Consider the following 13,517-nt stretch of genomic DNA (forward strand, 5'->3'; position numbering starts at 1 on the left):
CCAGAGCCGGAGGACAAGGCTTCTCGGAATACGCAAGCCCGTCGTCCGACCGCGGCGGAGGCGGTCACAGACCGAGGTCGCGCCCGATCAGCTCCTTCATGATCTCGTTCGAGCCGGCCCAGATCTTCGTGATCCGAGCGTCCCGCCAAGCGCGACCCACGCGATACTCGTTCATGAACCCGTAGCCGCCGTGCAGCTGTACGCAGCGGTCGAGCACCTCCGACTGCGCCTGGGCTGCCCACCACTTGGCCTTCGCGGCATCGATGGCGGTGAGCTCTCCCCGCACGTGGGCCATGACGCACTTGTCGACGTATGCCTCCGCGACCTCGATCTGGGTGAAGAGCTCGGCGAGCAGGAACTTGTTGTGCTGGAAGGTTCCGACAGGTTGCCCGAACGCCTCGCGCTCCTTGGTGTAGACCAGCGTCTCCTCAAGGATCTGCTTGGCATGAGCGACATTGCTGATGGCGGACCCGAGTCGCTCCTGCGGGAGCCACTGCATCATGTGGATGAAGCCGTGGTCGAGCTCGCCGATGAGCTCCGCATCCGTGACCCGCACGTTGTCGAAGAACAGCTCTGCCGTGTCCGACTCCTCCTGGCCGACCTTATCGAGCTTGCGGCCGCGGGAGAAGCCCTCCTTGGTGGTCTCGACCGCGAAGAGCGAGATCCCGCGCGCCTTCTTGTCGGGGCTGGTCTTGGCCGCGACCAGGACCAGGTCGGCGGAGTAGCCGTTGGTGATGAACGTCTTGGAGCCGTTGATCACCTACTCGTCCCCGTCACGGACCGCGGTGGTCTTCAACGCGGCCAGGTCCGATCCCCCGCTCGGCTCCGTCATCCCGATCGCACACAGGATCTCGCCCGACGCGATACCTGGCAGCCAGCGCTTCTTCTGCTCCTCGGTGCCCAGCTCGACGAAGTAGGGCACCACCGTGTCCGAGTGGATGCCCCAGCAGCTGTTGAGGGCCGCGACGACCTTCGAGGTCTCCTCCCCCAGCACCGCCGCGAACCGGAAGTCCTCGGCGCCGCTGCCGCCGTACTCCTCCGGGATGCCGAGGCCGAGCAACCCCTGCTCGCCCGCTGCAAGCCATAGCTCGCGAGGGAAGGCCTTGTTCTCCACGTAGGAGTCAAGATTCGGAATGACCGAGCGCTCCATGAATTCCCGGACGGACTTCCGGAACGCCTCGTGGTCACTGTCGTAGATCTCGCGTCTCACGTGCTGCTGCCTTGCCTTTCGTGATGTGGTGAGTCGGCGTTTCCGCACACTCAGCGGACGATCCGGATCATCTTCCGGTTCAGGAACTCCTCGATGCCGAGCCGGCCGAGCTCACGGCCGAAGCCCGATCGCTTGACACCACCGAAGGGCATCTCGGGTCCCATCGCGTTGACCCCGTTGATGAAGACCATGCCGGCGTCCAGCCGGGTCGCGACCCGACGCGCCTGCTCGGCGTCCGTGGTGAAGATGTAGGAGCCGAGTCCGTAGTCGGTGTCGTTCGCGACCCGGATCGCCTCCGCCTCGTCTCGAACCTTGAACACCATTGCGACCGGCCCGAACAGCTCTTCGCGAGCGACGGCGCTGCTCTCGACGCCCGTGAGCACACCGGGGGCGAACCAGGCACCTCCCTGCTCCTCGGCGCCGGCGAGGGTCGCGCCGTCAGCGACGGCCTGCGACACCTGCTCCTCCAACCGCTCCGCCGCAGCACCGGACGACAACGGCGCCGCGGGCATCGCCGTCAGCCGCGCACTGAACTTCGTCACGAAATCGTCGTACAGGTCCTCGTGGACGATCATGCGCTTGCCTGCGTTGCACGCCTGGCCGCCGTTGGCCACACGTGCCATCACGGCCGCGTCCACGGTTGCGTCCATGTCATCGGTGCTGAGCACGATGAACGGGTCGGAACCACCGAGCTCGAGGACGACCTTCTTCAGGTGCCGGCCGGCGATCTCGGCGACTGCCGCGCCGGCCCGCTCGGATCCGGTCAGCGACACACCCTGGACGCGGCGGTCGGCGATCACGGCCTCGATCTGGGCGTTCGTCGCGTAGATGTTGTTGTACGCGCCGGCCGGGAAGCCGGCGTCGGCGAAGAGCTGGGCCAGCGCGGCGGCGGACTCCGGGCACTGTGGGGCGTGCTTGAGGACGATCGTGTTGCCGGCCACCAGGTTCGGCGCGGCGAAGCGGGCGACCTGATAGACGGGAAAGTTCCACGGCATGATGCCGAGCAGCACTCCGAGCGGCTGCCGCTGGATGAGGGCGGAGCCGCCGCCCCACTGGACCGGGATCTCCTCGTCGGCGAGGAAGGCCTCTGCGTTCGCCGCGTAGTAGGCGAAGATGCTGGCGCTGAAGTCGACCTCCATGAGCGCCTGGTCGAGCGGCTTTCCCATCTCGCGGCTGATGATGGCCGCGAGCTCGTCCCGCCGCTCCGTGTGGAGCTCGGCGGCGCGCCGCGTGCACCTCGCCCGGTCGCTGACGGCGGCGTCGCGCGCCCAGGTCTCGTAGGCCTCGGACGCGTTCGCCACGGCTGCCATCACGTCGTCGTCGGTGGCCGTCGGATAGGCGCGGACCTCCTCGCCCGTTGCGGCCCAAGGCGCTGACGTGCACATGCCCCGCGCCTGAGCACGCGAGCAATAGTCAAGACCTGTGGATCGGCGTGTCATGCGGCGTGAGCGTCACCTCCTGATTCGTGGCTCGAGGGCTGCCCGTCTTGGTCGTTGGGGCGTTCGACGAGTACTCCGTTCTTGAACGTTGCGCCGGCACGGACGAGCGCGACGAGGTGGGGTGCGTTCACGGCACGCCACCTGGCCTGTGCGGACTCGATCAGTTTGAACGCCATCGCGATCCCGGCCGCTCGGGAGCCGGGCCCCTTGGTGATCCGCTGACGCAGCCGCACGGTCGCGAACGTCGACTCGATCGGGTTGGTGGTTCGTAGGTGGACCCAGTGCTCGGCGGGGTAGTCGTAGAAGGCGAGCAGCACGTCGAGGTCATCGGCGACCTTCGCGACGGCCTTGGGCCACTTCGTGCCGTAGTCGGCGGCGAACGCCTTCACCGCCGACCTCGCGTGGTCCTTGTCCTCGGCGTTCCAGATCTGCGCCAGTGCCGTCTTCGCGCCCGGCTGGGCCGACTTCGGGAGCGCGTTGAGGACGTTGGCGATCTTGTGGAACCAGCAGCGCTGCTCGTGGGTTTCGGGCCAGACCTCGCGCAGCGCGGCCCAGAACCCCAGCGCCCCGTCACCGACCGCGAGGACCGGTGCCCGCATCCCACGCCGCTTGCACGAGCGGAGCAGGTCGAGCCAGGACTCGGTGGACTCGCGGTGTCCGTCGTCGAGCGCGATCAGCTCCTTCGAACCGTCGGCACGCACGCCGATCATCACCAGCAGACATACCTTGTCCTGCTCCAGGCGGACCTTGAGGTGGATCCCGTCGACCCACACGTACACGTAGTCGGGCCCGGCCAGGGAGCGCTTGTTGAACGCGGCCGCCTCGTCTTGCCAGTCCTTGGTCAGCCGGGTGATCGTCGCTGGCGACAGGCCGTGGCTGGTGCCCAGGAACTGGGTCAACGCTGGCCCGAAGTCACCGCTGGACAGGCCGTGCAGGTACAGCAGCGGCAACACCTCCGCCACCCGCGGCGACTTCCGTGCCCACGCTGGCAGGATCGCCGAGGCAAACCGTCGCCGCTCCCCGGTCGCCTCGTCGATGCGCTTGTCGTTGACCCGCGGCGCCCGTACCGGGACCGCACCCGCGGCCGTGGTCACCTCCCTCGGCTGGTGGAACCCGTTGCGGACCACCAACCGCCGACCCTGCTCATCGACCTCGTCAGCGAACGCCTCGACATAGGCGGCAACCTCGGCCTGCAACGCCGCAGCAAGCATCTGCCGAGCGCCGTCGCGGACGATCTCATCAAGCAGCGACCCACCGGCCGCCTCGTTGGACGCCGAAGCGTCGTGAACTACCTTGAGCATGGACGTACCTTCCCGAGCCGGCGCGCCAACGCCGACCCCGATCCGAACTTGAGCATGGGCTTCGATCTTGCTCGGGAGGTACGTCCACTTCACGTCACCTCGCCGAGAGCCATCCACAGGTTCTGATCATTGCTCTGAGCACGCACACTCGAAGAGACGTTCAGCTCGGTGCGTTCGTTTCGCTCCTGGCAGTCGCCGCTGTCCGGGAGGACGGCGGCCCGACTTACGTAAGCCATGGCTACTGGCGTTGGAAGTCGAGCAGGTTCTAGATCCCGAGTCTCGTCGTAAGACCTCGGAGCCGTCAGCACGATCACACCAGCACGCTTCGGATCGTTGTCGTCCCGCCCCTGATGACGTCCATTGACGAGTTCACCTACCACTTCCGGCAACGCCCTTCACAACCTCCCCACCGAGCGGCACGCATGCTACGAAGGTTCGTAGTTCGGTCCGTCCCCTTGGGACGGGCCGTGCGTCATTTCTGGGGTGATTGACGAGTTGTGACGGGCGGTGACTCGGGCCATGCACGGTGGGGTGAAGTTCTACCGCGGCTGCGCGAAGGCAGCCCGGACCTACGTGGAGGCAGACCGCTCGCGGGCCGATGACTACTACCTGACTGAGGGTTCCGGGGTGGCGCAGCGCTTCGTCGCGACGCGAATTCCTGACGGTGGCACGACCGTCGCCGCGACCGGCGACCTCGACGGGGACGGGTACGAGGCATGGGTCGCGGGCTACGACACCAACCGGCATCCGAAGGGCCGGCTGCGCACGGACGAGAAGGGGCTGCGGTTCGTCGAAGTCGTTGTCAATGGTCCGAAGACGTGGTCGCTGGCCGCGTCGCTGCACCCTGAGATCGCCGACGCCTACGACGCCGCGCAGGACCGGGCGGCGGTCGAGATCATCGGCTGGCTGGCCGAGCACTCCACCACCCGGGTCGGACCACGCGGCCTGCAGGTCCAGGTCCCGGTCGAACGGCTTGAGGCCGCGGTGGTGCGGCACTACACCTCCCGCGCCGGCGACCCGCACCGCCACCTTCATCTCCAGGTCAACGCACGGGTGTTCGCCCAAGGCCGGTGGCGGGCCCTGCACTCGGTCGGAGTGGTGGACTCGATCGAGGCCATCAACGGCATCGGGCACGCCGCCGTCATGTGCGACCCCGAGTTCCGTCAGGTTCTTGCTGCCTACGGGTACACGCTCGCCCCCGACTCCGGCGAGATCGCGGAACTGGCTCCGTTCGCCGGCGAGTTCAGCCACCGCGCGGCGCAGATCGGCCGGCACGTCGACCGGTACGAGGCCCAGTGGCGCGCCGAGCACCCCGGCCAAGAGCCCGGCACCGGGCTGCGGCGGGCCTGGGACCGGCGGGCGTGGGCCGAGGCGCGGCCGGACAAGGTGGTCCCGACCGACGGCTCCGAGCTGGTCGCCCGGTGGCGCGAGGAGCTCCACGACCTCGGGTTCCGACCGCCCATCGTTGCCGCAAGGTTGTCGACTGCCTCGGTCGGTGGGATCGATCGCGACGGCGTCACCGATCTGGTGCTCACCCGGCTCGGGTCACGTCGCTCGTCGTGGAACAGCGCGGACGTCCGCGGCGAGGTCGAACGGATCGTCGCGACCGCCGGCGTCGTCGTAGAACCGGTCGTGCGACGCGAGCTGGTCGAAGACCTCACCGCCCGAACCGTCGGCGCCTGTCTTCGGCTGGTGGACCGTGAAGACGTTCCCGATCACATCCGCTCGCTGACCTCCGAGCGGGTGCTCGCGGTCGAGACGGACCTGATCGGCCTCATCGCGCGGCGCGCTGACCAAGGCGGTCAGGATCCGTCGGCGACGCGACCGGTCCGGATCGGTCCCGTCGTCGCCCGGCGGCGCCTCGACGCCGGTCAGCGGCAGGTGGTCGCGACGCTCGTTGGTCGCAGTCCGTTGGTAGTCGTCGAGGGCGCCGCCGGCGCGGGCAAGACCACCACACTTGCGGCGACCGCTGCAGTCCTCGGGATGGAGGAGCGCCGGATGATGGTGGTGACGCCGACCCTGCGCGCCGCGCGCGTTGCCGAGGCCGAGGTCGGGTCGACTGCGTCATCGGCGGCCTGGCTCGCCCACCAGTACGGCTACCGGTGGGACGCCGACGGCCGCTGGACCCGCGAACCATTCGACGCCCGTACCGACCGACATCTCCTCGACCCACGAGCACGACTGACGCCGGGCGACCTGCTGCTCGTCGACGAGGCCGGGATGCTCGACCAGGACACCGCCCACGCCCTATTCACCATCGCCGACGAGACCGGCGCCCGGCTCGCTCTCATGGGTGACCGCCACCAGCTACCCGCCGTCGGCCGCGGCGGTGTTCTCGACCACGCCACCCGTTGGGCACCCGCCCATGCCCAGGTCGCGCTCGACACGGTCCACCGGTTCACCGATCCGGCCTACGCCGAGCTGTCCCTGCTGATGCGCACAGGCAACCGCCCGGTGCACGTCTTCGACGAGCTCCTCGGCCGCGGCGCCATCGTCATCCACCGTAGCGACGTCGAACGCACCGCCGCCCTCATCGGGGCCGGGGCCGACGGTGACACCGTCATTACCGACACCCGGGACCAGGTCGCCGACCTCAACGCCGGCATCCGCGACCGCCGCCACGCCGACCACCGCTCCGGGCACGGTGCCGACTCCAGCGACGCTCCGGTCGGTCGCACCCGGTCCGGCGAACCACTCTGGATCGGCGATCAGGTCACCACCCGACGCAACGACCGCGACCTCGACGTCGCCAACCGCGACCGCTGGACCATTACCGGAACCGATCACCATGGCACCCTCCAGATCCGAGGCGACCGAGGCACCCGAGCCCTCCCCCGCGACTACGCACAGGCCCATGTCGAGCTCGCCTACGCCACCACGGTCCACGGCGCCCAGGGCGACACCGTCGACCACGCCCACTTCGCCCTCAACGAGACCACCGGCGCCGCCGCGACCTACGTCGCCATGACCCGCGGCCGGCACTCCAACACCGCCCATCTCGTCGCCGACAGCGTCGAGGACGCCCGTCAGCAGTGGCTCACGACGTTTGCCCGTGACCGGGCCGATCTCGGCCCCGCCCGTGCGCGCGAACGTGCCCTGGACGACATCGACCGCTACGGCCCCACCCCACGCCCAAGGCGACCCGAGTATCAGCTTCCCCTACCCGTCCGGCAGGTTCCCCCCAGCCCGACCATCGGCTTCTGAACCTCCCCGCACCCGTCACCGGCACCGTCACCGGCACCGCGTCAAGACCATCTGGAAAACGACTTAGGGGAACCTGCTGACCTGCGCAAACACCAGGTTCCCCCCAGGTATCCCCCTCCTCGAGGCGCAAAAGGGGGGTACCTGCGTCGTCATCATCGGTCCGTCCGGGATCGCACCCGTCGAGATCACTCGTCAGGAACTGATCGCTCCCAGTGCCTCTCCGGACCTAGGTGACTATCCACGACACCGAAGGGACCACCTGATGAACCCGATCGACATCCCCACCGAGTGGAACGACAGCGCGCTGCTCACCTTCGAGGAGTTCTGCGCCCTCATCCACATCCCCCAACGCACCGTCCGCGACTGGCGCCGACGCGGCGTCGGCCCACGCTTCTGGCGCTTCAACGGCACCGGCCGGCTGTACACGACCGTCGCCGAAGTCCGGCGCTTCACCAATCCCGTCAACGCCTCGCGCTAGGAGTGCCCGATGTCCACTGCCCGTCCCGACAACGACGACCACGCGAACGACGAGATGCTCACCATCGACGAGGCTGCGGCTTTCCTCCGGGTCCCCGTCGCGACCATGCGCTACTGGCGCTACTGCGGCACCGGCCCGTTCAGCTTCAAGATCCAGCGCCACGTCCGCTACTGGCGCGCCGACCTCGTGCTCTGGCGCGCAGAGCAGGGTCGTCAGCCCGAGGGTTCTCCACAGGCTGCGCGGAGCGCACGACGCTCCGCCGCCGACGACTGACACTGGAAGTCAGGAAGGGAGCAGCCATGGCCGGAAACATTGCCAAGCGGCCCGACGGTACCTGGCGCGCCCGCTACCGCGACGAGCAAGGGCGCGAGCGGTCCCGCCACTTCGACCGCAAGATCGACGCGCAGCGCTGGCTCAACGAGGTCGGGTCCGCCGTCCTGACCGGGACCTACGTCGATCCCGACGCGGGGAAGGTGACGTTCCGAGAGTTCTATGAGCGATGGTCGGCCCGGCAGCTGTGGGTGTCCTCGACCCGGACCAACGCCGACCTCGCCACCCGATCGGTGCCCTTCGCCGACCTGGCGATGCGAAGCATTCGTCGCTCGCACATCGAGGAGTGGGTGAAGGACCAGAGCAGTCGTCTCGCGGCCACGACCATCAAGACACGGTTCGTCGTCGTCCGCTCGGTCTTCCGGGCCGCGGTCACCGAGCGGGTGATCACCGCTGACCCGTGCACAGGCGTCGTCCTGCCCCGACGCCGCCGGGCAGACGCCGCGATGAGGATCCCCACGGTCGAGGAGGTGGGACGTCTGCTCGAGCACGCCGACAGCGAGCGGGTCTCGACACGCAAGGGCTTCCGCGCCTACGTCGCGCTCTGCGCCTTCGCCGGCCTGAGGAAGGCCGAGGCCGCCGCAGTACAGCTCGGCGATCTCGACCTGGCGCGCGGGCAGCTCGCGGTCACCCGGCAGCTCCAGCGGGAGGGGTCGACGTACGTCCTGCGTGCTCCCAAGTACGGCTCGGAGCGAACCGTCTACCTGCCCGACCAACTCGTGAGCATCCTCGCCCGTCACGTCCGCGACCACGTCAGGGAGCGCACCACGGAGCACTGGCTGTTCACCGTCGGCGACGAGCCGATGTACGACAACGCCATTCACTGGCGGTGGCGGGCCACCCGCTCAGCCGCCCACCTCGCCCGCATCCGGCTCCACGACCTGCGCCACTTCTACGCCTCCGGCCTGATCGCGGCCGGGTGTGACGTCGTCACGGTGCAGCGGGCACTCGGCCACTCCAGCGCGACCACCACGCTCAACACCTACAGCCACCTGTGGCCGACGGCCGAAGACCGCACCCGGGCGGCAGCCGCCGACCTGATGCGGCAAGCGCTGGCGACGCCCGCCGGAGGCGCGTCTGAGGGCCCAGCGGAGGGACCTCTCTCGAATTTTGCGGACTTTTTCGGCTCTCCTGACGTACCTGTGGGTGTCTGAGCGCGCCTGAACGAGCCGCACGCCGCTTCCTGTCTAGGTTTCTGAGCTGTCTAGGAACAGGAACCAGGTGCACAGGAGAGCGGCGTGCGTGATGTCAGCCTATGGCGAGGCGTGTTCGGGGTCGAGAAGACGGTGATCGAGAAGGTCGAGTACGACGAGGACGCCCAGGTCCTGATCGCTCATGTCCGACCCACCAGCAGGCAACAGGGCCGGTGCGGGATCTGTCGGCGTCGGTGTCCTGGCTACGACACCGGGCCGGGACGGCGTCGCTGGCGGTCGCTCGACCTGGGCACGACGGTCGCGATGCTCGAGGCAGACACCCCTCGGGTCCGCTGCCGCGACCACGGTGTCGTGGTCGCGCATGTCCCGTGGGCTCGGCACGACGCCGGTCACACGCTGGCCTTCGATGATCAGGTCGCCTGGCTGGCGACGCGGGCCTCGAAGACCACCGCGACCGAGTTGATGCGAATCGCGTGGCGCACTGTCGGGGCGATCATCACCCGGGTCTGGGCTGACATCGATGCCCAGCATGATCGTCTGGCCGGCCTACGGCGGATCGGGATCGACGAGATCTCCTACAAGAAGGGCCACAAGTACTTGATGGTCGTGGTCGACCACGACACCCGACGCCTCGTATGGGCCGCCCCGGGACGCAACTCAGCGACCGTGCGGGAGTTCTTCGACCTCCTCGGCCCCGAACGCTGCAAGCTGATCACCCACGTGAGCGCGGATGGAGCCGACTTCATCGACGCCATCGTCGCCCAGATGTGCCCGGCCGCGGTCCGGGTCGCTGACCCGTTCCACATCGTGAAGTGGGCCACCGACGCCCTCGACGAGGTCCGCCGCGAGGCATGGAACGACGCCCGCAAGCAGGCCAGGAAGGAGCCGAAGCGTGGTCGTGGACGCCCACCCGCGGACGCGCCGCCCCGGCCCGGCAACGAGCGGGCCAAGACGCTCAAGGGTGCCCGGTACTCGTTGTGGAAGAACCCCGAAGACCTCACCGAGAACCAGCAGACGATGCTGGCCTGGATCGCTGCGACCGACCCGAGGCTGTATCGGGCCTACCTGCTCAAGGAAGGGCTCCGGATGGTGTTCCGGGTGCCCTACAAGGCCGCCGTCGCTGCGCTGGACCGCTGGGTCAGCTGGGCCCGTCGCTGCCGGATCCCAGCGTTCGTGAAGCTGCAGAAGAGCATCGTCAAACACCGCGCCCGGATCCTCGCAGCGATCGAGCACGGCCTGTCCAACGGGCTCATCGAGTCGACCAACACCAAGATCCGCCTCATCACCCGCATGGCCTACGGATTCCACTCCGCCCACGCTCTGATCGCCCTCGCGATGCTCAACCTCGGCGGCTACCGCCCAGCACTCCCCGGCCGAAACTGACCCACAGATGCGTCAGGAGAGCCACTTTTTGCGGACTAGAGAGGGTCCGCAACGCTCTGACCTGCGCAAACAGGCCGATTCAGTAGTACCAGGGGTACGCCGACCAGTCCGGCTCCCGCTTCTCCAGGAACTGGTCGCGCCCCTCCTGCGCCTCATCGGTCATGTACGCGAGCCGGGTGGCCTCGCCGGCGAACAGCTGCTGGCCGACGAGTCCGTCATCGAGCAGATTGAAGGAGTACTTGAGCATCCGCTGGGCGGTGGGGCTCTTGCCGTTGATCAGCCGGCCCCACTCGAGGGCGGTGGCCTCGAGCTCGGCATGGGGGACGGAGCGGTTGGCGGCGCCCATCCGGACGGCGTCGTCGGCGTCGTACTCCTGGCCGAGGAAGAAGATCTCGCGGGCGAACTTCTGGCCGACCTGACGCGCGAGGTACGCCGAGCCGTAGCCCCCGTCGAAGGAGCCCACGTCGGCGTCGGTCTGCTTGAAGCGGGCGTGCTCGGCCGACGCGAGGGCGAGGTCGCAGGTGACGAACAGACTGTGGCCGCCACCGGCCGCCCAGCCGGGTACGACGCAGATGACGACCTTCGGCATGAATCGGATCAGCCGCTGGCACTCGAGGATGTGCAGCCGGGCGAGCTTGGCCCTGTCGATCGGGCTGGGCTCCTCGGCGCCGGTGTCGCCAGAAAGATGCGCACCGCCGGCCTCAGCGGCAGCGTCCTCGTACTGGTAGCCGGCACGGCCACGGATCCGCTGGTCGCCGCCGGTGCAGAAGGCCCACTTGCCGTTCTTGGCGCTGGGGCCGTTGCCGGTCAGCAGCACGCAGCCGACGTCACCGGAGGTGCGGGCGTGCTCGAGGGTGCGCAGCAGCTCGTCGACGGTGTGCGGGCGGAAGGCGTTGAGGACGTCGGGGCGGTCGAAGGCGATCCGGACCGTGCCGTGCGCCTTCGCGCGGTGGTAGGTCAGGTCGGTCAGGTCCTCGAAGCCGGGGACGACGTCCCACTGGCTCGCGTCGAACGTCTCGCTCACGCCCTCGATCGCACTCATGGCACCGAACGCTAGACGGTATGACGTGACCCACTTGGGTTAGGTCGCGGTGGGACCTAACCCAAGTGGGTCACGTCATACCGTCTAGTCCCTCCCGGATCCGCGGCTTGACCTTGCCCCTGGGGGCAGGGTCTACGGTCGACGCGTGCTCATCAAGGACCTCGCCGAACGCGCCGGCGTCAGCGTGAAGGCGGTGCGCTACTACGAGTCGCGCGGTCTCATCACGCCCGGCCGGGCGGCCAACGGCTACCGGGAGTACGACGACGCGGACGTACTCGTCGTACGCGAGATCCGGGCGCTGCTGTCGCTGGGTCTCACCGCCGACGAGACGGTGCCGTTCGTCGAGTGCCTGCGGGCCGGCAACGAGCGGGCCGACGTGTGTCCCTCGTCGCTGGACGCGTACCGGCTGCGGATCGCCGAGATCGACCGGCGGATCGAGGAGCTGAGCCGGCTGCGTGGCGAGCTGTCCGGACTGTTGAGCGACGCCGAGAGCTACCGACCCGAGGAGAAGCGATGAGTAGCCTGCAGGAGATCACCGACGCCGACTTCGAGGCCGAGGTGCTGACCTCGGAGGTGCCGGTCCTCGTCGAGTGGTGGGCCGAGTGGTGCGGGCCCTGCCGCCAGCTCGGGCCGGTGCTGGAGCGGCTGGACGAGGAACGGGGCGACGCGCTGCGGGTCGTCCGGATCAACCAGGACCAGCAGCCGCTGCGCGCCGCGGAGCACCGAGTGCTGGGGCTGCCGACGATGATCCTGTTCCGCGACGGTGTGCCACTCCTGCAACTGGCCGGCGCCCGTACGAAGGCCGCGATCGAGCGCGCGGTCGACGGCGCTCTGGAATAGCGGTGCCCGGCGTGGTCTTGTGGTGGACATGACCCTTCACGGTGAGTACGAGCCCAGCAGTCAGCAATGGGTCCGCGACCAGGTCGCGGCGTACGAGGCATCCGGTGGCCGCGAGGCCAACACCCTCCAGGGCGGCACGGACCCGATCGTGGTGATCACCTCGGTCGGCGCCAAGTCCGGCAAGCTCCGCAAGAACCCGGTCATGCGGGTCGAGAAGGACGGCGTGTACGCCGCCATCGCGTCCAAGGGCGGCGCCCCGGACAACCCGAGCTGGTACGAGAACTTCGTCGCGAACCCGCTCGTCGACCTCCAAGACGGCCCGGAGCCGAAGGCGTACACGGTGCGCATCGCCGAGGGCGAGGAGCGCCGCCAGTGGTGGGACCACGCCGTCGCGACCTGGCCGACCTATGCGTCGTACCAGGAGAAGACCGACCGCGAGATCCCCGTGTTCCTGCTGGAGCCGGCCGACGCCTGAGCTTGGACGACTGGCCGGTCAGCTGTTCGCGATGGTGACGGCGAGGCCGCACAGGTGACCGAGCCGCATGATCTCCGAGTCGGCGAACTCCGGTCCGCCGCGCCGGCCGATGACGACGATCTCGTTGCCGTCGAGCCGCGCCGCGGCGAACAGGGTGACTTCGTCCTCGGGCGCCTCGAGGCGGGTCGGGGACTCGAGCTCGACGAACTCGAGCTCGTCGGGCGCGGCGCTGGTGCCGTAGGCGACGCCCTTCGCGCGGTGGACCCGGGCCGCCCAGTCGACGCGGAAGGTCGCGGGCAGCAGGTCGATCAACCTGTCGAAGGCCTCCCCGGGGGAGGCGGTGAGCTCCTCGACGGCCTCGAGGTCCATGACCAGGTTGCCGCCGGCGGGGTACCGGCTGATCCAGAGCACCTCGACGGCCTCGAGCGCGTTGCACGCCGAGACCACCGAGTCCGGCATCATCCCCTGGTCGAGCTCGAGAAGCACGTCGTCGACGGCGGTGCCGTCGTCGCGCTTCTCGACGATCTCGATCGCCTCGATGTCGCCGCCCGCCATACCGATCGCCGTCGCGACGCGACCCAACGACCCGGGGACATCGGGCAGCAGTACGCGGAGCAGGAAGGGCATGGTCTCGACACTAACCCGGTCAGGTTTCGGCCCG

The 13,517-nt window shown here is 68.7% G+C and carries 12 protein-coding genes and 1 pseudogene; 8 read left to right on the forward strand and 5 right to left on the reverse strand.

The genetic code is table 11. The features are described from left to right. Window positions 1-64: 64 nt before the first annotated feature. The 3 genes and pseudogenes from ACUP6Y_RS22050 to ACUP6Y_RS22060 form a co-directional block, all read right to left on the reverse strand. Window positions 65-1,210 (reverse strand): annotated as a pseudogene (locus ACUP6Y_RS22050) (acyl-CoA dehydrogenase family protein). Between the two features lie 50 nt (window positions 1,211-1,260). Then, entirely contained in the window at window positions 1,261-2,595 is a 1,335-nt protein-coding gene (locus tag ACUP6Y_RS22055; RefSeq protein WP_462553126.1) for an NAD-dependent succinate-semialdehyde dehydrogenase, read from the reverse strand. Window positions 2,596-2,645: 50 nt separating this feature from the next. Next, a complete protein-coding gene (locus ACUP6Y_RS22060; protein WP_462553128.1) occupies window positions 2,646-3,950 on the reverse strand; it encodes an IS256 family transposase in 1,305 nt (434 codons plus the stop codon). 519 nt (window positions 3,951-4,469) lie between these two features. Here ACUP6Y_RS22060 and mobF point away from each other — a divergent pair. From mobF to ACUP6Y_RS22085, 5 genes are all read left to right on the forward strand, one after another. Next, window positions 4,470-7,154, forward strand: coding sequence for a MobF family relaxase (mobF, locus tag ACUP6Y_RS22065; protein ID WP_462553130.1), 2,685 nt, complete (start codon window positions 4,470-4,472; stop codon window positions 7,152-7,154). 262 nt (window positions 7,155-7,416) lie between these two features. Next, the gene (locus ACUP6Y_RS22070) at window positions 7,417-7,632 is read left to right on the forward strand and encodes a helix-turn-helix domain-containing protein (RefSeq protein WP_462553132.1); all 216 of its coding nucleotides are present in this window, start codon (window positions 7,417-7,419) and stop codon (window positions 7,630-7,632) included. A gap of 9 nt (window positions 7,633-7,641) precedes the next feature. Next, the gene (locus ACUP6Y_RS22075; RefSeq protein WP_179728248.1) at window positions 7,642-7,905 is read left to right on the forward strand and encodes a helix-turn-helix domain-containing protein; all 264 of its coding nucleotides are present in this window, start codon (window positions 7,642-7,644) and stop codon (window positions 7,903-7,905) included. A 26-nt stretch (window positions 7,906-7,931) separates the two neighbouring features. After that, window positions 7,932-9,116, forward strand: coding sequence for a tyrosine-type recombinase/integrase (locus ACUP6Y_RS22080; protein WP_462553134.1), 1,185 nt, complete (start codon window positions 7,932-7,934; stop codon window positions 9,114-9,116). An 84-nt stretch (window positions 9,117-9,200) separates the two neighbouring features. Continuing rightward, on the forward strand, window positions 9,201-10,499 hold the full coding sequence (locus ACUP6Y_RS22085) for an ISL3 family transposase (protein ID WP_462551837.1): 1,299 nt from the start codon (window positions 9,201-9,203) through the stop codon (window positions 10,497-10,499). A gap of 79 nt (window positions 10,500-10,578) precedes the next feature. Here the strand turns inward: ACUP6Y_RS22085 and ACUP6Y_RS22090 are convergent, their stop codons facing one another. Further along, on the reverse strand, window positions 10,579-11,541 hold the full coding sequence (locus ACUP6Y_RS22090) for a 1,4-dihydroxy-2-naphthoyl-CoA synthase (RefSeq protein ID WP_462553136.1): 963 nt from the start codon (window positions 11,539-11,541) through the stop codon (window positions 10,579-10,581). Between the two features lie 145 nt (window positions 11,542-11,686). Between ACUP6Y_RS22090 and ACUP6Y_RS22095 the strand changes: the two genes are divergently transcribed. The 3 genes from ACUP6Y_RS22095 to ACUP6Y_RS22105 are packed head-to-tail and all read left to right on the forward strand — an operon-like array spanning window position 11,687 to window position 12,856. Further along, entirely contained in the window at window positions 11,687-12,058 is a 372-nt protein-coding gene (locus ACUP6Y_RS22095) for a MerR family transcriptional regulator (protein WP_462553138.1), read from the forward strand. Next, window positions 12,055-12,381: a thioredoxin family protein gene (locus ACUP6Y_RS22100; RefSeq protein ID WP_462553140.1), complete on the forward strand. Its 327-nt coding sequence runs from the start codon at window positions 12,055-12,057 to the stop codon at window positions 12,379-12,381. Before ACUP6Y_RS22095 ends, ACUP6Y_RS22100 begins: the two co-directional genes overlap by 4 nt. A gap of 28 nt (window positions 12,382-12,409) precedes the next feature. Further along, window positions 12,410-12,856, forward strand: coding sequence for a nitroreductase family deazaflavin-dependent oxidoreductase (locus ACUP6Y_RS22105; RefSeq protein WP_462553142.1), 447 nt, complete (start codon window positions 12,410-12,412; stop codon window positions 12,854-12,856). 18 nt (window positions 12,857-12,874) lie between these two features. Here the strand turns inward: ACUP6Y_RS22105 and ACUP6Y_RS22110 are convergent, their stop codons facing one another. Beyond that, complete coding sequence (locus ACUP6Y_RS22110; protein WP_462553144.1) at window positions 12,875-13,483, reverse strand: ACT domain-containing protein; 609 nt, start codon at window positions 13,481-13,483, stop codon at window positions 12,875-12,877. Between the last annotated feature and the right edge of the window lie 34 nt (window positions 13,484-13,517).

The organism is Nocardioides sp. S5-5 (assembly GCF_054954065.1).